Genomic DNA, 22,289 nt, shown 5'->3' with positions numbered 1-22,289 from the left:
TTATGCTTTAGACAATCAATCGACAGCTTTAGTCCTAGTAACTTAAACATTAACCATGGCATTATTAACAATATGCGCCTGTAATGTTAAAGGGGCAATCTAATCACACAATAAAAATTTAAAGGTACGACTATGAGTATTATGACATTATCCACGCAGGGGAGCGTGGCAGTTATTACATTTACCAATGGTGAAAACCGCCAGAACCCCACTTTTGCCGCTACTCTAAAGACGCTATTAAGTGAAGTGCTTGAAAACGAAAATCATAAAGCCTTAGTTATTACGTCAAATGATGAAAAAAGCTGGAGTTTAGGCATCGATACAGATTGGCTCATGCCTGCAATGAAAGCGAATAAAGCGGATGAAATACGTGGCTTTATGTACGATATGGATGAAGTTTTTAAAACTTTATTACTGTTCCCGATGCCAGTGATTGCAGCAATTAATGGCCATGCTTTTGGTAACGGGGCTATTTTATCGTGTGCCTGTGACTTTAGATTTATGCGAGCAGATCGAGGATTCTTTTGTTTCCCAGAAGTTGATTTATCAATTCCATTTTTACCGGGAATGATAGCTTTTGTGAAAAAAGCGATACCTTATTACCGCTTTAATGAAATGAAACTAACTGGCCGACGCGTCCCAGGTGCAGAGTTAGCAGTCGATCACGTTATTGAAAAGGCCTCAAAAGATAACGATACTTTACTTACAGATGCGATGGAATTTGCTGCTACATTTGACAAAAAACGAGCTATTTTTGCAGAGCATAAAAAGCGTTTACATAAAGAAATAATTCAAATTATTGATGAACAGAATAAACCGTTCATTGATAATCTTGCGTTAATGGTTTAGCTGCTAATAATAGCTCCAGGATATAAGAACGCTCATGAAGGCTAAACAAATAGAAGAGTTGAAGTTAACACACTCTGAAACCAAGGAAGTCATTACACCTTATGCATTCAAAATAGATGAGGCATTATTAGGGTTACCGCTGGCATCGCCAACAAGGCGAGCGTTAGCGATGATTATCGATGTTATGCTAATCTTTCTTGCGGCAAAGCTCAGTGCTGCTTTAATTGCATTCGTAGCTACAGTGGCTTTTTATAAAGGCACAGCACAAAAACACTTACCTAAAATGAACTCACTTTGGCGGCGAGCATTAAAATTAACGGCTGCTACCTTGTTGTTTTTTAGCTCGTTGTATTTATTGTCAGTAGCAATTGATTACTTTGATGGTGACACTGTGGCTGAAAGCGTAAGTATTCAGCAAGATATTGTATTAAGCCCAGAAGAAATACAGGTTGCTAAGGCTTATTTAAAACAAACCTCAGGTGAGCAGCTGTGCGATCAAGCGTGTCAAACAGCTAAGTTGGCTAATTTAGTATCTCAAGTACCAAAGCTCGCTGAACTTGAAGAGCTCAGCAAAGTTTACGAGATTGAACATATTAATATGGCAAAAGGGCTGCTGCATTTGCTCATTGAGGCTAGCCAGCAATCACATAATGAACAGTCATTAGAGGAAATTGACTCTATAGAGCCACATTCAAACTCACCAACATCTCATAGTATTTTAAAGTGGGGTATAGGGATTATAGAGGATTTAGGTCTAGGCTTTGGGTGGGCTGCGGTTTATTTCACTTTGTTTTCTCTTTTATGGAAAGGGCAAACGCCGGGTAAAAAGGTGTGTAATATTCGTGTAGTCGCTTTGAATGGAGAGCCGTTAGGCTTACTTGATTGCTTTGGTCGTTACGGCGGTTATGGCGCTGGCTTTGCAACCGGTTTATTGGGGTTCTTACAAGTCTATTGGGACCCGAATCGGCAAGCCATCCAAGATAAAATATCAGCGACGGTTGTTATAAAAGGGAGTATGAATCAGCCAGCCACTCCAGAAACAATAGAAAAGGCGATTAAGCAATAAATTAAAAGTCTGCTTTAATAAATATTTTAGCTCTGGCTTATTCAAACTAAGACATTCGCTATAAATTGTAGGTTGTCATTTATGGCAAAAGCGCTTTTATTGAACAATACAGTGCAACCTTAGGGTTTAATAGATAATCCTGTTGGCAAAGCTAAATCAGTCATACTGACCGAAGAAGGCTTAAAAAAGCAGAGCTACTTTTTGAGAAGCTATTTACGAAATAGTGAGTACAGAAAATAGAGAGTCACAAAAAGTGCTAGCTATAAAAGGTCTAAAGTTAGCTCATATTTATGGTCATTTTGCTGTAATAAATTATCAGTGGATGTTGAACTTTGTAGTCAAACTGAACGTAAACTCTAGCATAAAGTAAATGATAAAATAGTACTGTTTTGCGGACGAGACCTATGGCACATTTGCCACTTTAAGGGTGTTTAAACTTCTGTGGCAGCTTAAAAATCAAAGGTTGAGCAGATTATTTAAACGGCTTAAAAAATGTATTTGTAATGCGCCATTCCTTTATTATCAATTTAATGAAATGGCACAGGTTTTTGAACATTAGCTTGATATACCAGACCCAAGTTACTCTGGTTCTATTTTGCTATTTATGTCTTTTGGTATTGCCACAGGGCTGGTGACGGTGAAAGATTTCATTTGTACTTCAAATTGTTCTACACCTTTTTCGCCTTTCCACATTCTAACTAGCATATAGTCCATTTCTGGGGCGAACCACGCTAATGCCTGACGCTTGTCGTTATCGTAAAGGCGCTTTACTTTAATCGCCTCAATGTTACCGATAGGCAGAGAGATCATCTCCTTGCCTACGACTTCAAAATTATAGTCGCGGCAGTTACCTTTCTTATCAACAAGTGGATATGAAAAGCTGGTTTTACCCATTTTTAACTCTTCACGTACTTGAACTTGGTATGAGATTGAATCCTGAAATTGATCAGACCATTCACATTCTATAGGGTATTTACTCTCGCTGCTGTTGACGAGCTTTTTAGCGTTATCAAATTGTAGGGTATATTCTTTATCAGGCCCGGTGCCAGTACGGATCATACTGTAGCTAACAGGTGTGACTTTTTCGCCAGTGTAAATAAAATTTGATGTTTCTTTACGTGAATCTGAGAAGATCATCCACTCAATATCACTGTGGTAGCTAACTTGGTAGCTGTTATCGGCGAGTTTTTTTAGCGTACGTACGCCTTGGCCATGATTTTCGCCTTTACGCAAAATGTCATAGTTGGCTTCGAATTGGGTGAGTTCACCTGCGATTAAACTGGTAGGAAGTAAAGTGCCCGCACACAAAAGTAGGGCACTTAATTTTTTATTGTGGGTAGTCTGCGCCGTGTGGTGGGAGTTTGTTTTCATCAAGAACTGCATAATCTGCTTCCATCGTAAGTCGTTGTTCACTGAACCATTTGACCACCAAAGGATAGATTATATGTTCTTGCGCATGCACACGCTTTGCTAGTGTGTCAGCAGTGTCATCAGCTAACACAGGAACTTTGGCTTGAAGAATAACGGGACCGCCGTCTAATTCTTCAGTGACAAAGTGCACGCTTACACCATGAACGTCATCTTTTGCATCTATTGCTCTTTGGTGGGTATTCAGACCCTGATACTTAGGCAACAAAGAAGGATGAATGTTCAACATTTTTCCTTTAAATTTTTGCACTAAGCTAGGAGTAAGAATACGCATAAAACCAGCTAATACAACTAGATTTGGTGTAAAAGAGTCAATAACGTCCATTAATTCTGCATCATAGGCTTCGCGCGAGTCAAAATCTTTGTGGCTGAGCACTGCGGTTGCAATACCAGCTTGTTTTGCTCGCTCAAGGCCATAAGCGTCTGCTTTATTACTAATGACAGCCGCTATGTTTGCGTTTATCTCGCCATTATTACAGGCATCAATAATAGCTTGTAAATTAGAGCCACTACCTGAAATTAAGACTACTAGACGAGAAGGGGCCATTAATCACGACCACCTAGGATTTCTACTTGTTCTTCGCCTGCTTGGGCGTCTTGGATTTCACCAAGGTGCCATGCATTTTCGCCAAGATCTTTTAAGATGCTTAAGCTTTGCTCAAGTTTATCAGCAGGAACTACTAAAACCATACCTACACCACAGTTAAATGTGCGGTACATTTCATGAGTCGTGATATTACCGTTTTCTTGTAACCAGTTGAAGATACCAGGCCATTGCCAGCTATCACCTTTTACAACTGCTTTTGCAGATTCAGGTAACACACGTGGGATATTTTCCCAAAAGCCACCACCGGTGATGTGAGAAAGTGCGTGAACATCTACTTGTTTAAATAATTCAAGTAACTGTTTAACGTAGATACGTGTAGGTTCAAGCAGTGTTTCGCCTAGAGTTTTACCTTCAAACTCAGCGTTGGTATCAGCTTTTGATACTTCAAGCACTTTACGAATTAATGAGAAACCATTTGAATGAGGACCACTTGATGCAAGTGCGATTAGTTGATCGCCAGCGGCAACTTTAGTACCGTCGATGATGTTTGCTTTTTCAACTACGCCAGTACAAAAACCAGCCATATCGTAATCTTCACCTTCATACATGCCTGGCATTTCAGCAGTTTCACCACCGATTAGAGCACAGCCCGAAAGCTCACAGCCTTTGCCAATACCCGTTACAACGTCTGCAGCTGTATCAACATCAAGCTTACCTGTTGCATAGTAATCTAAGAAAAATAATGGCTCTGCACCTTGAACGATAAGGTCATTCACACACATAGCAACTAAGTCGATGCCCACGGTATCGTGTTTTTCAGGTCGATAGCTAAACGTAATTTAGTACCCACACCATCAGTGCCTGCAACTAAAACTGGTTGCTTGTAACCCTCAGGGATTTCGCACAGTGCGCCAAAACCACCAATTCCGCCCATAACTTCAGGACGACGGGTTTTTTTAACTACGCCTTTAATACGCTCAACAAGTGCGTTACCGGCATCGATATCTACGCCCGCGTCTTTATAACTTAGAGACTGTTTTTGTTCGCTCACAGGTTTTCCTCAAAAAAGTTGCATGGTTTTGCATGTGTATGCTTAGAAACGCGCGTATTTTACAACAATTGCTGGTGCGCGGCTAGTTCAAATATAAGTTTAACTATAATGACAAGGACAGTTGTCCGCATAAGTAAAGTTTCAAGTGGCAAGGTGAAAGTTATGAGTCTATAGACTTTCACCATTGACCTCGTATTTTTAAACTGTTGTTAGGCTTTAGCCGTTAATATTGCACGCAGTGGAGCAGGGTAGCCTTCAATGGTTTTGCTAATATCGTTCGGATCTAAAAAGTCGATCAGTGATTCGTTTTCCATCCAATCAGATTTTCGTTGTTCTTCAAGAGTGGTGATTGCACAGTCTTTTACTTGCACATTTTTAAAGCCAACGCGTTCCATCCACAGTTTTAATGCAGCGGTGCTTGGAATAAACCATACGTTACGCATTTTTGCGTAACGGTCAGTTGGCACTAACACTGTATTCTCATCACCTTCGATGACGAGTGTTTCAAGAACCAGCTCACCACCAGGGCGAAGTTGCGCTTTTAATTGTGCTAAAAAATCAATTGGTGAACGACGGTGATAAAGCACGCCCATTGAAAAAACCGTATCAAATGCTTTGAGTTCAGGTAGCGCTTCAACACCTAGCGGCAGTAAGTGAACGTTTTCATCTGGGTTGAAATGTTTAATGGCTTGAAACTGGCACAAAAATAAATCAGAAGGGTCGATACCAACAACAAATTCAGCACCTTCTCCACGCATTCGCCATAGGTGATAACCTGAGCCACAGCCAATATCTAATACTGTGCGCCCTTTAAGGGGCTCAATATGAGGTAATAACCTGTCCCACTTCCAATCGCTGCGCCATTCGGTATCAATCTCAATACCATGAACGTTGAAGGGGCCTTTACGCCAGGGCATCATACGCTTGAGCAGGTGTTTAGTTTGTTTTTGTTCACCTTCGCTCATTTCACCCGCGGCACCAATTTGTACTTTATCAGTGATATTTACATACTCAGTTGCCACTTCTGGCAAGTTTTTTAACACTTTTTGCCATTTTGGCAAGTCACCGTGGCTGGCCTCATTTTGCCAATGCTTTAATTGGCTTGGCAGTACTTCGAGCCAGTGACTCAGTGGGCCTTGTGCAATGGCTGCATAAAATCGATTAAACCATGAAGACATTAAATATTTCCTAAATTATTTTATTGCAACTAATGAGCAAAAGTTAAAACATTGATACCATACTTGAATTTGACTAAAGCCAATCTCTTTTAGGCGAGAATAATGTGCACTTAATGTATCTGGGCGCATTACATTTTCAATAGCAGTGCGTTTTTGGCTTATTTCTAATTCTGAATAGCCATTGTGACGTTTAAAATCATGATGTAAATCAATCAGTAAATTATCACACTGCTCGTTTTCGCCTTTTACTTTTTCACTAAGCAGTAATACACCACCAGGTTTTAAGTTAGCGTAAATTTTTTCAAGCACGGCGTGACGTTGTGCGGGCGGTATAAACTGAAGAGTAAAGTTCATCGCCACTACCGAAGCATTCTCAATATTAAGCTCGTTAATATCGCCAAGAGTAACAGTTACGGGTACGTCAGAGCGAAAACCTTTTAAATGCAGCTTACAACGTTCAACCATGGCTTCGGAGTTATCTACTGCAATAATATGGCAGTTATCAGTACGGATATTACGGCGCATACTTAAGGTGACGGCACCCAATGAGCAACCTAAATCATATAGATTAGAGTTACTTTGTGCGTATTCACCAGCAAGTTTACCCATTGTGCTAACAATGGTGGCGTATCCAGGCACTGAGCGCTGGATCATATCAGGGAATACTTCTACTACGTTTTGGTCAAAGCTAAAATCTTTAACCGCTTGCTCTGTGGCATAAATACTGTCTTTTACAGTCACACAAACAGTCTCTTTGAAAAATAATAGGGTCATTTTAGCATTTTATGCTGGATAGTCAGTGATAATTTCAGTAGCTTGGCTAGAATTATCAATAACAAGTATAAAATGAGACGTTTTAATGAGCAAAAGTAAAGTGATTAGTACTGAAGATATTCTATCTACTCTTTGTCATTCAGTTACTGGGGTACTGTCATCGGCTAGTGGCAACAGCATAAGCTATTCAGCGATGGTACAAAAAATAACCCGTACATGTATGCGACCTGATATTGGTTGCTTTGTTTTATTTGATGGTGGGTTTACAGGGTTGGTAATTACCAACTTCACTTCGCAAGCAGCAATGGAAATTTACCATGACTATATGCGTAGTATGGGTATGCCGGAAGAAGAAATTGCACACAGCCATTTGTCAGACGATGTATCAAATGTACTTGGTGAGTTAATGAACCAAATAGTGGGCGACTTTACTTCAAAAGTGCGCGAGCAGTTACACACTTCTATTACGCAAAATCAACCGAAAATGATGGCAATCAATAAACAAGTGCAAATTTCTGTTGATACTACGATGGATAGGCCGCAGGCACGACGTGTAACCTTCACCACAAGTAAGCAAAATATATTCTATCTAGAATTAGCAATGGATAAAACTGAGTTCATTAAATTGCATGATTTTGATATTAGTGAAGCTGTAGACCCTGATGACATCATTGAAAATGAAGCAAAACAAAAAGCGGAAAAAGAGCAAGCAGCCAAAGCAGAGGCAGCAGGTGATGCTGACGATGATTTTATGGCGGAGTTAGGATTATAATAGTTTTTAATGAAGGATAACCCCGATAATAGTTCGGGGTTATTTATGCAGTATTAGCCTTTTAAAAAATCTAACACAACTTGATGATGGTCTTTGGTTTTAAATTTATTAAACAAGTGTTTTATTTTGCCATCTTGGCCAATCAAAAAGCTTAAACGGTGGATTCCATCGTACTCTTTTCCCATAAACTTCTTATAACCCCATACGCCAAATGCTTCCGCAATGGCATGATCTTCATCAGATAAAAGGTCAAAGTTAAGTTCTTTTTTAGTTTCAAAGTTTTTTAAGCGTTTTACTGGGTCAGGGCTAATGCCAACGACGCGAGTGTTAAGCTTAGCAAGCTCTGCTTTTTCATCACGCAAATTTTCGGCTTGAACCGTGCAGCCAGGGGTCGAGGCTTTTGGGTAAAAATACACTAATACTTGTTGTTCTTTAAGTAGCTCAGCGAGTTCGATGGTTTCACCATCTTGGTTTTGCAGGCTAAAAGCGGGTGCAGTATCACCGGCTTGTAATGGGCTGATCACGTTCATATTGTGCTCCTTAGCGAATACGTCTAAAAATATAATCTACGTCAAGTGTACGAGAAAGGGCTTCAAAATCGATCTTAAATTCATCGATATTGACATCAACAGGAATATTAAACTCCAGTTCGCAACGCATTTTAGTTTGCTCATCTTCATCATACGTATCTGATTTTAATGAGCAAATGCTTATTTGATTGTCGGCAAAAAAGCGCGTTACTTTACTGAGTGTGCCTGGTGTATCGATTCCTGTGTATTCTAGGGTGTAACCTGCACAAAATTCACTTTGTGTATGACTGGCTGTACGCTTCATCATGGTAAGCAAGCCAAGCTCCATTCCTTTAACTGGCAAAGTATGTTCAATACGACTTATCGCAGACATATCGCCTGCTAAAAGCATAATAAATGTAAATTCACTGCCTAAAATAGCGATACGGCTGTCAATAATATTGCAGTGGCAGTCACTCACTAATTGCGTTAATTCGCTGACGATACCAGGGCGGTCTTCGCCAATAGCAGTTAAAACGATTTGATGATTTGAAAAAGCAGTCATGAATTCAAGTACCTAGGTTATATTAGTAATAACAGCCAGAGTGAGCTATGCCGGCAAATACACATGCACGGCGCGGAAGTTTAGCACAAATTTACCGCTAAACTACAAAACATCTGCATTAAGCATTATTTAAAGCACAGTGTTTCTTGTTTTTAATGGCATGGGAAAGTACCATAGTTAAAATTTTGCATAACCATTGGTAGTTTAATAAAAGCCGCCACTCTTATAGGGTTTGCATAAAAATAAGAAATGTAAAGTTAATCTTGATTTTACACTGAACCAAATCGGCATAACCCACTCATATATTTGTTAAAACAATTAAGGGTATGCTAAGGAGAATTATCTGTGCAGTATTGGATCCCAAAAGCGCTGACTGTAAGCGTATTGGTTAGTTTATCTGGGTGTGGCGTTTTTACTGACGAGGCGCATCATAAGCGTAACTATAAAGCCGGTGAGCCTGTACAGGTAGCAGGCCAATTAGCGCAACCAGCTCAAGACCCCACTTATAAAATGGAAGTGGCGGAGTACGATAACAACCCAGATTCGACTAATTATCGTCCCCCAGCGCAGGTGTTGACGATTGCTAAAGGTAGCTGGGTTGAAGAAGGTGACAAACAAGCACGTGTGTATTTTGATAAAAATGATGGAATTGTCGATTTAGATGAGTTTATTTGGGATTCGATTCAGGCTGTTTTGGCTGAGCATCAAACAAAGCCGTTAAAACAAGACAAATTACTAGGTACTGTTGAAACAGATTGGTATGCAATCATCCAACCTGAAGAAGGCTGGTTATGGGATAGTGAAACAGAAGTTTCACAGCAGCGTTTTGTATTTAGTATTGAAGAAAAATCACACCAGCGCACAGCATCTTTAACTTCTAAGCTAGTTGATTATAAAAGCAAGAGCGAAGAATTGACGCCGTTATTGCAACAGCAGTTAGAAGTGAGAGCTTTAAATCAGGTTATCGGTGAGTTTGATTATCGTTACCGTCAACTTGAAGTTGAAATGCGTAAACAACAAGGCATTATCTCGCTTGAAATGGGCTTTGATAATAAAGGCAATGCAGCTTTAGTGACTGAGCAAGATTATTTTGCAGTATTTGATCGTTTCTCAGGCTTTTTAGAGCGTTTATCATTTACGATTGTTGAAATTGATCAAGAGCGAGGTTTGATAACTGCTGATTACAATAAACCAGAATCAAGTGTATGGGATTCAATTTGGGGTGAAGATTTAGCTGAACTGCCGATTGTAGATGGTCAGTATCAAATTCTTGTGAGCCGAACTAAAGAGGGGGGCACAAGTTTAACGTGGATGGATGGTGAGGGGACAACCTTAGAGCCGGGCACTATGAATGACTTACAACAAGCATTAGAAAATGCGTTGCGTCAACGCGGTATCAAAATTTAATTAAACAATAAAAATATCACTACAAAAAGAGCTTTGGCTCTTTTTGTGGTTTCTACAGGTTGAAAATATGTCTCAGTTTAATTCACCAGCACCTAAATCAGTCGCGCCAAACTATGATTTAAAGGTGTGGTTAACCTTTTTAATTCCTTCGTTAATTGGTGTGTTTTTGTTTATGACCCCTGTTCCTTCTGGGGAGATCATGACAATTCCTATTGCGGTGATGGCAAAAGTTATACAAGCGTCATTTAGTGAAATTGCATCAGAAGTAATCGCAGTTATTATTTGCATAACAGGTTCTATGTCACTGATTTTTAGTCTTTTTTAAACCAAAAGCCTTAACGAAATTTCATTTGCTTAATCATTTATTTAATGTCAGTTGGATTTGGTTAGTTACTCGTCTATTTGGCATGGTGTTTGTGCTGCTTACATATTTTCAGGTAGGGCCGGATGCGATTAGCTCTGAAAATACTGGGTTATTAGTATTAAAAGACTTATTGCCCGTTTTATTCTCTGTTTTTATTTTAGCGGGTCTTTTACTACCTTTATTATTAAACTTTGGCTTGCTTGAACTGGCAGGAACTTTATTAACCAAAGTAATGAGGCCACTTTTTGGCGTACCAGGAAGAAGTGCAGTAAATTGTGTTGCCTCTTGGTTAGGGGATGGCAGTGTCGGTATTTTGATGACCGCACGTCAATATGAAGATAAATATTACACTCAACGTGAAGCTGCAATCATCGGTACAACGTTCTCTGCTGTGTCTATCACTTTCTGTTTGGTGGTGATTGGCCAAGTTAAGCTTGAGTATTTATTTGCACCCTTTTATTTAACCGTTTGTTTGGCTGGCGTTGTTGCCGCGATTATTGTGCCGCGTTTACCCCCATTAAGGTTTAAAAAAGATATCTACATTGATGGTTCTGAGCCTGATGGTAATGCAGAGCTTGTGCCCGAGGGGAAAACTTTGTTTAAACATTCTCTTGATGTCGCTCTTGAAAAAGCGAAAAAAGCGCCAGGTTTTAAAGGTACATTACAAGAGGGTCTTCATAATGCTTTTGATATGGTATTTGCTGTGTTACCCGTGGTTATGGCAGTGGGTACCTTTGCACTCATAATCGCTGAGTATACACCTATATTTCAGTATCTTGGTATGCCATTCGTGCCATTTTTAGAGCTTCTTCAAGTTCCTGAAGCAGAAGCCGCAGCACAAACAATAATGGTTGGTTTTGCTGACATGTTTATTCCTTCTATTTTAGCCGCAGGCTCAATAGAAAGTGATGTAACTCGATTTATTATTGCGGCTATGAGTGTAACGCAATTGATATATATGTCAGAAGTCGGAGCGCTATTATTAGGCAGTAAAATACCAGTAAATATCGTGGAATTATTTATTGTATTTATATTACGTACTTTAGTGACTTTACCGGTAATTGCCTTGATGGCGCATTGGTTAGTTGGCTAGCAGTTTAATGTAAATAAAAAGCCCTGATTTTTCAGGGCTTTTTTATATCTTAGCGCGGGGTGTATAGTTTAAAGCGGCGCGTCAATAAGTCTGATAGCTTCATTTGCTGGTAACGGCTTTGACTTTAAAAAGCCTTGGCCAAAATTACATTTCGTATTTTGTAAAATTGAAAGCTGTGCTTGAGTTTCAATTCCTTCTGCAACAACATCCAGTTCAAGGAACCTGCAAGCGATAAAATAGCCTCGACTAAAGGGTTGGCGCTATCTTGTAAATTATCTATGAAGCTTTTGTCTATTTTAAGGACGTGGATAGGTAGTTGGTGTAGATAACCTAAAGCAGAATAGCCAGTGCCAAAATCATCCAAACATAATTTCACTTTCAAAGGCGCTAGGCCTTCAATAATTTCAGTAGCCAGCTCAAGGTTTTCAATCAAACCGGACTCTGTGATTTCGAGGCATAAGGAGCCTAATGGAAGCTGGTATTTATTGTAAAGACTGTGGATTTGCGATACAAAATCAAGGCTGGCAAAGTGCCTAGATGAAACATTAACGGTGACGCGTAAAAAGCGTTTGCCTTGCTTAGTCCAAGCGGCAATTTGTTTCGCTGCAAGATTGAGCAAGTGTAGATCTAGGTTTATTATTTGCCCTGTATGCTCAGCTACAGGAATAAAGTCGTTCGGTGACACAAACCCTTTGTTAGGATGATGCCAACGCACAAGCGCCTCAAAACCGATAACTTTACTTGTTTGTATTGAAAAAATGGGTTGGTAGTAAAGCTCAAAGTCATCGTGCTCGATACCGTGCTGCAAGTCATTTTCAATATCAGCATGGGCTTTTAACTTTTTACGCATAGTGCCATTGAAAAATTTAACTTGTCCTCGGCCAGATGATTTAGCCTCATACATCGCTGCGTCGGCATGTTGCAATAATTTATAGGCCTTGTCTTTATCGCTATGGGTAAATGCAACGCCAATACTAGTGGATGCTTGTAACAAATGACCGTCGATATTGAGTGGTACATCAAGCGCTGTCGCAATCCTTTTCAATGCTTCGTTTACTTGATTTTTATGACTTATATTTTCCATAAATATAGCAAACTCATCGCCTCCTAATCGAGCAAATGTATCTGTACTACGCATCGTCTTTTGAATAGCCTTGCAAATAGTAACAAGGAAATGGTCACCCACTTCATGACCCAATGAGTCATTAATACTTTTAAAGCGATCAAAGTCTAAATAAAGCAAACAATGGCTGATTTTTTTTGTCGTTTGCGCGAGTTGCAAAATGGCATGTTGCATTTTTTCGATGAGTAATGAGCGATTAGCCAAGCCGGTAAGTTCATCATGTTGCGCTCTATATTCCAGCGTTTGCCGCGACAGTTGTCTGTCTATTGCCATACTAATTTGGCGACTAACATAGGTTAATATATCTCTATCATGTTCGCTGTAATGATATTGCTCTTGGTAGCTCTGTACCACAATAACTCCAGTGGTGTGATCATTAACAGTAAAAGGCACACCTAACCAAGACTCTGACGGCCTACCTACCATTTGAAAATGCCCAGCATCAATATATTGTTGGTATTCTTTTTTATTTAGTAGTAAAGATTGTTCTGCCGTGAGCAAGTAATAAGAAGCCGTATGTTTTAATTGCTGCTTTGAAATCTTTTTATGCGCATTAGAACGAACGCCTTCTTCGATAATATAAACAATTTCGAGTACATCGACATGTTTATCATATAAGCCGACCAAAAAGTTATCAGTGCGCAGTAAGTTGGTCATAATATTATGCAGTGACTCTAAAAAAGCATCCAAATCACTTGCTTGATAAGTTAAATTTGCTATTTGTAACAAAGTGGTTTCTAGCTTTTGCGCGTCATTTAACTGGTTTACGGTTTTTTGTAAATTATTTACTGTGCGTACTTGGTTGATTTTTGCACTCAAAAGATGTGCGACAGTCGTTAGTATTTCTAGGTGTGCATCGGTAAAATAATTACGCTTTGGGTGTTCGCAGTCAATAACCCCTAGTACTTTGCTTTTATAAATAAGTGGCACGCATAGCTCTGACATGGCGGGGCGGGCATCAGCAATATAACGCACATCAGCACTGACATCACCAATAATAACTGCTTGGCCAGTTGTTGCTACATAGCCAGTAATACCTTGATTAAACGGTATTGTATTGCGTTCAATGTAGTAGTCGGTGGCGATAGCTGACACGCCCATAGCGGCGATTTCATTTAAAGTGTTTTGACTATGGTCGGCTAAATAGATAACGCAATCGACAAAACCTAATCGCTTTACTACTTGAGTTGTAACGTATTCAAATAATTCATCAAGTTTGTCTAGCTGTAATAAGCTGGATGAAAATTGGTTAATAATACTCAATTGCTCGGTTTTAAGCTCAAGCGCAGTGGGAATATCTAATTTATTTGACATAGAAATTAGTCAGGAAACTGCTTCGTCATCATAATCATATTAACCACGTTAACTTAATATTAACCAAGGTACAAAGAAATAAGTCAAAATTACTTTTGGTTACTGTAAAAACTAATACACACTAAAGTTGCTTATAAATATCTATTTTTAGTCGCGATAATACTTTACTCGGGTTAGCCATATGCCTATGATCAACTAAATTCAGCCGTGGAACAAAGTAATGTCAAAGCAAGAAATTCAAAATACACCTACATTAACACTAACTCGTCCAGATGATTGGCACGTACATTTGCGTGACGGTGATCAGCTACCTGATACAGTACGTGATATTAGTCGTTACATGGGACGTGCGATCATCATGCCTAACCTGGTTCCACCTGCAGTGTGCACTGATTCTGCGTTAGCGTATCGCAATCGTATTATGGCAGCAGGTCCGCAAGGTAACTTTGAGCCATTAATGGTACTGTATTTGACAGACAATACCGCTCCTGAAGAGATAAAAAAAGCGCATGCAACGGGTAAAATAGTTGCTGCTAAAGTATACCCAGCAGGTGCAACAACGAACTCCGACTCTGGCGTTACTTCAATGAAGAATATTTACCCAGTACTTGAGGCAATGCAAGAAGTTGGTATGTTGTTGCTTATTCACGGTGAAGTAACTGATTCATCGATTGATATTTTTGATCGGGAAAAAGTGTTTTTAGACACTATAATGGGTGACGTTGTAAAAGACTTCCCGGATTTAAAAATTGTGCTTGAGCATATCACCACAAAGGATGCGGTGGATTTTGTTAATAATGCGTCTGATAACGTGGCTGCGACCATTACAGCTCATCATTTACTATACAACCGTAATCATATGTTAGTTGGAGGTATTCGCCCTCATTACTATTGCTTACCAATTTTAAAGCGTAATACTCATCAACAAGCATTAATTGAAGCGGCGACTAGTGGTAGTAAAAAATTCTTTTTAGGCACAGACTCTGCGCCGCATTATAAAAATAAAAAAGAGGCTGCATGTGGGTGTGCTGGTGCTTATACAGCTCATGCAGCTCTTGAGCTTTACGCTGAGGCGTTTGAGGACGCGGGTGCGTTAGATAAACTTGAAGGGTTTGCAAGCCACTTCGGACCTGACTTTTATGGACTAGCAAGAAATACAGACACGGTCACTTTAACTAAACAGCCTTGGACAGTCCCCGCTAGCTACCCGCTAGGTGGTGATCACGTGGTGCCAATAAAAGCTGAGTCTGTTATTGACTGGCAAGTAAAATAATTAACTATTATCTAAATATAAACTGCATTTTTTAGTCTTAAAATTAATCAGTTAAGCCGTGTTTCACCAATTGTTTCATGGCTTATAAAATATTTTTTAATTAATAGAGCTAAAACGTTTTTATTGTGTTAACCTTATCTTGCTTTGAGTTTTTGCGTATAGAATTTACGGATATTGTGCGGCGTGTAAGGTTACCGGTTAATGGTTTTGCTTCTTCCTGTACTATACCCCAAAGATTTTTGGGCATTCACTCAGGGAGGATATAGCCAATCTGGCTGAATTTTAATTATTGACTTACAGGAAAATTTGGTATGTCAAACACGGTTACTGGTAAAGTTAAGTTCTTCAACGAAGCTAAAGGCTTTGGTTTTATTGAACAAGAAAATGGTCCTGACGTATTCGTACATTTCAGCGCTATTACAGGCTCAGGTTTTCGCACTCTAAGCGAAGGCCAACAAGTGTCTTTCGGCATCAAGCAAGGTCAAAAAGGCCCTGAAGCTGAGAACGTAGAAGTAGCATAAGTTTTTATGTGAACCTTAGTTCATCTTGGTGAAACAGGCTCCTGTTTCACCATAATTCCCTCTTATTAAAATTATACTAATTCATTGTTTTACAGCTTTTTATTGCTATTGCTTCTGAAAATCCTCTCCGACATTGTTTATTTCTGTATCAAATTATGTATTCTGTTATTCTCTGATAAACCAAACAGTTAGAATGGTCTTGTTGAGTATTTAACTCATCCCTTATAATTATTAGCTACTAAACACTAAAATTATTATTTAATTTTACTGCTTAGTGATGCGTATGTGCTTATTAATACAAGGAACAATTCATAATCATGGTTTACACTAGGGTAAGAGAATAAAAATATACTAAGTAAAGGTTTACTACTGAATGAATACAGCAAATGATGTACTAATTGTTGATGATCACCCTATGGTTTGTGCTGCTATTAAAACTACGTTGAGCAAATCAGCTTTAGTTAATGACGTTTCAGCAGTAGCAAGTCAAAAGTCAGCATTAAATCTAATAAAAAAATGTTGCTTTTCCCTTATAATTCTTGATATTGAGCTTGAGGAGTCTGATGGTTTCAGTCTTTTTAAGCGGGCATTGCTTGAGGGCTATAAAGGAAAAGTACTGTTTCTTTCCGCAAAACAAGATAAACACATTATTAGAACCGCAGCTAAACTAGGTGCACAGGGCTTTATAAATAAAGCTGAGAGTTTAGAAGATATAACGTCTGCAGTTGAGCTTATCCTGAGAGGGTTTACATTTTTTCCACAAGACGATTTACAGATTAATGAAAAAGATATTGATCAAATTTTAACGCATAGGGAACTTACAGTGATGAGTTACCTAGTTGAGGGGTTATCAAATAAGGATATTGGGGAAAAGTTGTTTATTAGTAATAAAACTGTCAGCACGTATAAGACTAAAATTTTCGAAAAGCTTGGAGTCGACTCTGTGATTTCACTTGCTAAATTAGTAAATAACGATCCTTATTCAAAAAAACTGTAAATATCAATTCACGTTTAAGTAAAAAGTGTAATTTTATACGGGAAACTATCGCAGTTTTTATAATGTTAGCTGAATAAATACGCTTTTTTACTGAATGATTACTCTAGACTAAATTTTTCTTGAAGTTTTTTTCATCATTTCTAGCCCATCACAAAATGTTACATTTATGTTTTTTATTTAAAATTCACTCATAAAACCGTTACTACTAGTGGGGTTTGCATAAAGTTGCCATTCAGTATTGTTACTATTGTGTTAACCCTCTGTTTTTTTGAATTTTAGTTTCTATTCTTAATTGTTATTTATTTGCGTTTTATTATAAACATCAAGTTGACAGCGTGCATTGCATTTAGCATTATTGGAGGGTTGATATCTATTAAAAGATATCAGGGTTGTCTCCTTCGGGAGGTAATTAAATTATAAAAGTAACATTACTTAATTGGTTGGGAACTATGTCTGTTAAAATCAGAAAGAGTCTTGTAGCAACTGCGTTGGTTGGCGCTTTTGCATTCGCAAGCAGCAATGTGATTGCAGATCCTTTGAATGACGTGCAAAAAGCAGGTCAACAAATTCAAACGGCTGCGGTTAAGTCTCAAACTAAAATTGACAACGTATACGGTCAAACTCAAGAGCTTATCGCTGAGTACCGTGGCATTGTTGATGAAACTGAGCTTTTGAAAGTATATAACGATCACGTTGCACGTTTGGTCGCAGACCAAAATGCACAAATTGAATCGTTTGATCGCCAGATCGCGACTATCGACAACACTAAACAAAACGTTGTGCCTTTGATGTATCGCATGATCGATACGCTTGAGCAATTCATCAAAGCGGACGTTCCGTTTAACATTGACACTCGTTTAGCGCGTGTTGAGAGATTACGTGAAACAATGGTTTCTTCTTCTGTAACAACTTCAGAGAAATTCCGTCAAGTACTAGAGTCATACACAATTGAAGCTGCATATAGCTCTTTAGTTGCTGCTTCTCAAGGTACTTTAGAAATTGATGGTAAGAGCATTAACGTTGATTTCGGCCAACTTGGTCGCATCACTTACGTTGCTCAATCGTTTGACTTAAAGCACGCATGGGTATGGGATAACAATACTAAACAGTGGAAAGAATTAGGTGATGAATACCTAAAACCTGTTAAAGAAGTTATTCGTATGGCGCGTAAGCAAGCGACATTAGAACTTGTTAAACTACCAATCTTTGGCGCGGAGTAATCAATAATGAAGAAACTATTTAAAGGTTTTGCTGTTGCAGCAGTACTATCTGTTTCTGCAGGTACCGCGCTTAACGCACATGCAAATACTGATGCTTTAGATAAAATCCTTGAGCAAGTTAAGCAAGAGCGTATCTCTGAAGGCAAAATCAATAAGCAACGTGAGCAAGAGTTCTTATCAGATCGTGCTGATAAGCAAGCGTTACTTAATAAAGCGAAAAGCCAATTAGCTGCTGAAAAAGCACGTGGCGATAGCTTAACAAAGCAGTATGCACAAAACGAAAATACAATGAATGAGAAAGCAGCAGCTCTACAAAGTGCACAAGGTACTTTAGGTGAGATGTTTGGTGTTGTACGTCGTGCAGCACAAGATGCAATCGGTTCAATCGAAGCGTCACTTGTTTCTGCTGAAAAGCCAGGCCGTGCTGAAATCTTACGTTCATTAGCAGCAGCTAAAGAGCTTCCTACAGTTCGTGAATTAGAAGAGCTTTGGATTGCACTACAAACTGAAATGACTGAATCAGCTAAAGTTTCTACATTTGAAACTGAAGTTGCAGGTCTTGACGGTAACTCTTCTGTGAAGAAAGTAACGCGTATCGGTAACTTTAACTTAGTTACAGACGACGGTTACCTAATTTATTCACCTGAGACTAAGTCTATTCAACCTTTAGGTAAGCAACCAGACGGTTTCATCCTTGCAGGTATTGATGATTTAGCTGCTACTTCTGCTGGTGAATACGCAGGTGTTTACGTGGATCCTACACGTGGTGCTATATTACGTATCAATACACAGAAGAAGTCACTGATGGAATACTACCATCAAGGTGACGTAGTTGGTTATATCATCACTGCTTTATTAGCATTTGGTCTATTAATCTTCTTAGTTCGTTTTGTTGATTTAACTATCACTACGAGCAAAATCAAGAGCCAACTTAAAAATGTGTCTACACCAAACGGTAACAACCCACTGGGTCGTATCCTTAAAGTGTATCAAGAGAACAAAAACCAAGACGTTGAAAACCTTGAGCTTAAGCTTGATGAAGCGATTCTTCGTGAAACGCCTCGCATCGAAGCTGGTATCAACATCATCAAAATCCTTGCTGCAATCGCGCCACTACTTGGTCTACTAGGTACGGTAATCGGTATGATCTTAACGTTCCAAACAATCACATTGTTCGGTACAGGTGATCCGAAGATCATGGCAGGTAACATCTCTCTAGCACTTGTAACTACTGCGCTAGGTCTAATTGCTGCATTACCACTTATCCTTCTTCACGCTGTTGTAGCGGGTCGCAGTAAGTCGGTATTACACATCCTTGATGAGCAAAGCGCGGGTATCGTTGCTACTCACGCGGAGAAGGAGAAAGCCTAATGCTAGTCCTGATGGAGATCTGGGAATCTATCAGGGATTTTGTTGGCACAGGCGGCCAGGTATTATACGTGGTCGCGATAGCACTCTTTCTTATGTGGGTTTTAATGATTGAGCGCTATTGGTTCTTACTTTCTGAGTTTCCTCGTATGACGAAGGAAATTGTAGGAAAGTGGGATGCCCGCCAAGACACTACGTCTTGGTACGCACACAGAATCCGTGAAGCATGGATTTCTGAAGCGTCTGAAAAATTAGATCAGCGTATGTTGTTGATTAAAACATTAGTAGCTATTTGTCCTTTAATCGGCTTACTGGGTACAGTAACGGGTATGATATCGGTTTTCGAAACCATGGCTACCCAAGGTACTGGTAACGCACGTTTAATGGCATCTGGTATTTCAATGGCAACAATCCCAACAATGGCTGGAATGGTTGCGGCACTATCTGGAGTTTTCTTTAGCTCACGCCTTGAGGCAAGAGCGAGAATGGTGAAAGCCAAACTTATAGATAGTATGCCTCATCACTAGAGAGAGAATTAAATATGGCACGTAAACAACGTTTTCGTGAAGAAGAAGAAGCAGCGGTAGATATGACGCCGATGCTTGACATCGTATTTATCATGCTTATTTTCTTTATCGTAACTACATCGTTCGTTAAAGAGGCTGGTATCGAGGTCAATAAACCAAAAGCGGCCCAAGCTACGAAGCAAAAAAATGCTAACATTTTCATTGCTATTCGTGACAACGGCGAGATCTGGATTGATAAACAACAAGTTGATGTTGAACGTGTTTCAGCAAAGATCGAAAGTTTATTAGCAGAACAACCTACAGATGTTGTAATTTTGCAGGCTGACAAAGATGCAAAACATGGTACTGTGGTTAAAGTTATGGACCAGATCAAAGCGACGGGTGACAACCTGAGAATTTCAATAGCTGGAGATCAGTAATGATTCGTTTTCTGTTTTCACTGATTGCAGGTGGGGCAGTTACTTTCGGCTTGTTCTACTTCATGGCCTTCCTCATCTCTGGTGGGGCTGACCGTAACACGGAGCAAAAAGAACAAATCGTAGTCGAAATTATGACGAATCCGCCTGAATCTAAGGTGCAGGAGAGGAAGCGTGTTCCGCCTCCGCCTCCACCACCGCCAAAGCAGCCGCCTAAACCGCAGCCGCCTCAGCCGGAAAACAACAACCCTAATCCGGGTGCTATGTCATTTAATATGGGTAGCATCGATGTGGGAAGTTCGGCTGGTGGCTTAAGTGGTCCAGGTGCATTCGGACGTGATGGTGATGCGACACCTATCGTTCGTATTGAACCAAAATATCCAACACAAGCGGCACGTGATGGTAAAGAAGGTTGGGTACAACTTTCATTCTCAATTGATGAATTGGGTGGGGTTACAGACGTTGAAGTAATTGACGCAGACCCTAAACGTATTTTTGATAGAGAAGCTAAACGTGCACTACGTAAGTGGAAATACCGTCCTAAAATTATTGACGGTAAACCACAAAAGCAAGTTGGGTTACAAGTTCAGCTAGACTTTAAACTTAACCAAGGCAACTAAGGAGGCAAGTAATGAGAAATTTATCTAAAGTAACAGCACTTGCGGTACTTATGTCTCTCTCGGGTGCAGTGATTACTGCACCAGTTTTAGCCGCGCCAGATTACGCCAAGATTGAAGAGCGTAAGAAAGCAAAAACTAAAATCATGGGTGAGCGCACTGGTAAAAAAGTTGTTAAAGCATTTGATTTGTATAATGAAGACAAGCTTGATGAAGCAATTGCAATGCTCAAAGAGCTTGACCCTTCAGATGACTTTGACAAGGCAACAGTTAATCGCTACCTAGGTAGTATGTATGGTCAAAAAGAGCAGTATAAAACTGCGATTAAACACCTTGAATTAGCTGTAGCCCCTGATGTTCTAAATTTTGCTGATCAACAGCAAGCCTTAAAAACATTGGGTGATATGTATGCTGGTACTGAACAGTTCAAAAAAGCCAAAGAAGCTTACGTAAGGTGGATGGACTTTACTGGTGAAGAAGATGCAACGGTTTATACCCGTATTGCTCAAGCTAATTACCAGTTAGAACAATTCCGCGACGTTTTTGAGCCGGCAGATAAAGCAATTAAACTTCAAAAAGAGCCCAATAAAGGCCCTTACCAACTTAAATTAGGTTCGTATTTCGAACTTAAAGACTATAAGAATATGGTTAAAGTTGGCGAAGAAATTGTACGTACCTGGCCTGACGATAAAAAAGCGTGGGTAAGCTTAGGTAAGTACTACCTTCAAACGGAAGACTATAAAAAAGGTCTTGCGACAATGGAAGTAGCTTACAAAAATGGTTATTTTGAAGCTGAAGTTGATTATAAAGTTTTATCTAACTTCTATTCTTTGAATGAAATTCCTTTCAAGGCTGCAAAAATCCTTGAAAAGTCTATGAATGATAAGATTGTGAAGCGTAATAAACAAAATGTCAGCGCAGTAGCTAGTAACTATCATCGTTCAAAAGATATTGAAAAAGCAGCTAAGTTCTATGAAGAGGCCGCTAAGTTTGATGATGACGCTGAACTTTACCGTAAAGCGGGTTCATTATTACTTCAGTCGCAAAATTATAGTTCTGCCGTTGTTCGTTTGAACAAAGCTCTGGAATTAGGTTCTGATAAAAAAGGAACTATATACACAGATTTAGCAGAAGCTTATTACTATCAAGAAAAGTATAAGCAAGCATATGCTGCAATTGTTAAAGCTATGGATGACCCTCGCACGCGTAAGTTTGCGAAAGGTTGGTCTACATATATTAAAGATAAAGCCGCTCGCAACGGTGTAAAAATTTAATTTATAATGCTTTTCAATTTAAAAAGCCCCTATGGG

General features: G+C 39.3%; 20 protein-coding genes and 3 pseudogenes. 15 read left to right on the top strand and 8 right to left on the bottom strand.

All coding sequences use genetic code 11. The features are described 5' to 3' along the window. Positions 1 to 132 precede the first annotated feature (132 nt). From ACU8V8_RS10495 to ACU8V8_RS10485, 3 genes are all read left to right on the top strand, one after another. Positions 133 to 849 (top strand): enoyl-CoA hydratase/isomerase family protein, encoded by a 717-nt coding sequence (locus ACU8V8_RS10495; RefSeq protein WP_446887429.1) that lies wholly within the window; start codon positions 133 to 135, stop codon positions 847 to 849. A gap of 34 nt (positions 850 to 883) precedes the next feature. Beyond that, positions 884 to 1,915, top strand: a complete 1,032-nt coding sequence (locus ACU8V8_RS10490; protein ID WP_446887428.1) for an RDD family protein — start codon at positions 884 to 886, stop codon at positions 1,913 to 1,915. Positions 1,916 to 2,044: 129 nt separating this feature from the next. Next, on the top strand, positions 2,045 to 2,155 hold the full coding sequence (locus tag ACU8V8_RS10485; RefSeq protein ID WP_446889621.1) for a hypothetical protein: 111 nt from the start codon (positions 2,045 to 2,047) through the stop codon (positions 2,153 to 2,155). A gap of 339 nt (positions 2,156 to 2,494) precedes the next feature. Here the strand turns inward: ACU8V8_RS10485 and ACU8V8_RS10480 are convergent, their stop codons facing one another. The 5 genes and pseudogenes from ACU8V8_RS10480 to cmoA form a co-directional block, all read right to left on the bottom strand. Beyond that, positions 2,495 to 3,286 (bottom strand): DUF3108 domain-containing protein, encoded by a 792-nt coding sequence (locus tag ACU8V8_RS10480; protein WP_446887427.1) that lies wholly within the window; start codon positions 3,284 to 3,286, stop codon positions 2,495 to 2,497. After that, a complete protein-coding gene (gene purN / locus ACU8V8_RS10475; protein ID WP_446887426.1) occupies positions 3,243 to 3,890 on the bottom strand; it encodes a phosphoribosylglycinamide formyltransferase in 648 nt (215 codons plus the stop codon). Before purN ends, ACU8V8_RS10480 begins: the two co-directional genes overlap by 44 nt. Continuing rightward, positions 3,890 to 4,941: pseudogene (purM, locus tag ACU8V8_RS10470) on the bottom strand (phosphoribosylformylglycinamidine cyclo-ligase). The gene purN and the pseudogene purM overlap by 1 nt, the downstream one beginning before the upstream one ends. 209 nt (positions 4,942 to 5,150) lie before the next feature. Further along, positions 5,151 to 6,119, bottom strand: a complete 969-nt coding sequence (gene cmoB / locus ACU8V8_RS10465) for a tRNA 5-methoxyuridine(34)/uridine 5-oxyacetic acid(34) synthase CmoB (RefSeq protein ID WP_446887425.1) — start codon at positions 6,117 to 6,119, stop codon at positions 5,151 to 5,153. Between the two features lie 15 nt (positions 6,120 to 6,134). Beyond that, positions 6,135 to 6,860: a carboxy-S-adenosyl-L-methionine synthase CmoA gene (gene cmoA, locus ACU8V8_RS10460; RefSeq protein ID WP_446887424.1), complete on the bottom strand. Its 726-nt coding sequence runs from the start codon at positions 6,858 to 6,860 to the stop codon at positions 6,135 to 6,137. A 118-nt stretch (positions 6,861 to 6,978) separates the two neighbouring features. Here cmoA and ACU8V8_RS10455 point away from each other — a divergent pair, with 118 nt between their 5' ends. Next, positions 6,979 to 7,665: a DUF3334 family protein gene (locus tag ACU8V8_RS10455; RefSeq protein WP_446887423.1), complete on the top strand. Its 687-nt coding sequence runs from the start codon at positions 6,979 to 6,981 to the stop codon at positions 7,663 to 7,665. Between the two features lie 53 nt (positions 7,666 to 7,718). On the opposite strand, the gene bcp is transcribed toward ACU8V8_RS10455, so the two are convergent. Together bcp and ACU8V8_RS10445 are read right to left on the bottom strand one after the other, a co-directional pair. After that, positions 7,719 to 8,195 (bottom strand): thioredoxin-dependent thiol peroxidase, encoded by a 477-nt coding sequence (gene bcp, locus ACU8V8_RS10450; protein ID WP_446887422.1) that lies wholly within the window; start codon positions 8,193 to 8,195, stop codon positions 7,719 to 7,721. A gap of 10 nt (positions 8,196 to 8,205) precedes the next feature. Beyond that, a complete protein-coding gene (locus ACU8V8_RS10445; RefSeq protein WP_446887421.1) occupies positions 8,206 to 8,739 on the bottom strand; it encodes a glycine cleavage system protein R in 534 nt (177 codons plus the stop codon). A gap of 345 nt (positions 8,740 to 9,084) precedes the next feature. Between ACU8V8_RS10445 and bamC the strand changes: the two genes are divergently transcribed. Continuing rightward, a complete protein-coding gene (gene bamC, locus ACU8V8_RS10440) occupies positions 9,085 to 10,146 on the top strand; it encodes an outer membrane protein assembly factor BamC (protein ID WP_446887420.1) in 1,062 nt (353 codons plus the stop codon). Positions 10,147 to 10,213: 67 nt separating this feature from the next. Continuing rightward, positions 10,214 to 11,603: pseudogene (locus tag ACU8V8_RS10435) on the top strand (YjiH family protein). A gap of 68 nt (positions 11,604 to 11,671) precedes the next feature. Here ACU8V8_RS10435 and ACU8V8_RS10430 read toward each other — a convergent pair. Then, a pseudogene (locus ACU8V8_RS10430) lies at positions 11,672 to 14,040 on the bottom strand (EAL domain-containing protein). Positions 14,041 to 14,260: 220 nt separating this feature from the next. Here ACU8V8_RS10430 and pyrC point away from each other — a divergent pair. The 9 genes from pyrC (at position 14,261) to ACU8V8_RS10385 (ending at position 22,253) form a co-directional block, all read left to right on the top strand. Beyond that, positions 14,261 to 15,313, top strand: a complete 1,053-nt coding sequence (gene pyrC / locus ACU8V8_RS10425) for a dihydroorotase (protein ID WP_446887419.1) — start codon at positions 14,261 to 14,263, stop codon at positions 15,311 to 15,313. A 311-nt stretch (positions 15,314 to 15,624) separates the two neighbouring features. Further along, entirely contained in the window at positions 15,625 to 15,834 is a 210-nt protein-coding gene (locus ACU8V8_RS10420) for a cold-shock protein (protein ID WP_016707789.1), read from the top strand. A gap of 373 nt (positions 15,835 to 16,207) precedes the next feature. Then, positions 16,208 to 16,831, top strand: a complete 624-nt coding sequence (locus ACU8V8_RS10415) for a response regulator (RefSeq protein ID WP_446887418.1) — start codon at positions 16,208 to 16,210, stop codon at positions 16,829 to 16,831. Positions 16,832 to 17,280: 449 nt separating this feature from the next. Continuing rightward, the gene (locus ACU8V8_RS10410; protein ID WP_446887417.1) at positions 17,281 to 18,051 is read left to right on the top strand and encodes a DUF3450 domain-containing protein; all 771 of its coding nucleotides are present in this window, start codon (positions 17,281 to 17,283) and stop codon (positions 18,049 to 18,051) included. Positions 18,052 to 18,057: 6 nt separating this feature from the next. Continuing rightward, positions 18,058 to 19,422, top strand: coding sequence for a MotA/TolQ/ExbB proton channel family protein (locus tag ACU8V8_RS10405; RefSeq protein WP_446887416.1), 1,365 nt, complete (start codon positions 18,058 to 18,060; stop codon positions 19,420 to 19,422). After that, on the top strand, positions 19,422 to 19,946 hold the full coding sequence (locus ACU8V8_RS10400; RefSeq protein WP_087531730.1) for a MotA/TolQ/ExbB proton channel family protein: 525 nt from the start codon (positions 19,422 to 19,424) through the stop codon (positions 19,944 to 19,946). The genes ACU8V8_RS10405 and ACU8V8_RS10400 overlap by 1 nt, the downstream gene beginning before the upstream one ends. Before the next feature lie 14 nt (positions 19,947 to 19,960). Then, complete coding sequence (locus ACU8V8_RS10395; protein WP_087531729.1) at positions 19,961 to 20,365, top strand: ExbD/TolR family protein; 405 nt, start codon at positions 19,961 to 19,963, stop codon at positions 20,363 to 20,365. Then, positions 20,365 to 20,982 carry an energy transducer TonB gene (locus tag ACU8V8_RS10390; RefSeq protein ID WP_087531728.1) on the top strand — a complete coding sequence of 206 codons (618 nt, stop codon included), beginning with the start codon at positions 20,365 to 20,367 and terminating at the stop codon, positions 20,980 to 20,982. The genes ACU8V8_RS10395 and ACU8V8_RS10390 overlap by 1 nt, the downstream gene beginning before the upstream one ends. Positions 20,983 to 20,993: 11 nt before the next feature. Beyond that, positions 20,994 to 22,253, top strand: coding sequence for a tetratricopeptide repeat protein (locus ACU8V8_RS10385; protein ID WP_446887415.1), 1,260 nt, complete (start codon positions 20,994 to 20,996; stop codon positions 22,251 to 22,253). Positions 22,254 to 22,289 lie beyond the last annotated feature (36 nt).

This window comes from Pseudoalteromonas sp. SaAl2, from assembly GCF_052947895.1.
This window is presented reverse-complemented; position numbering and strand designations above follow the sequence as displayed.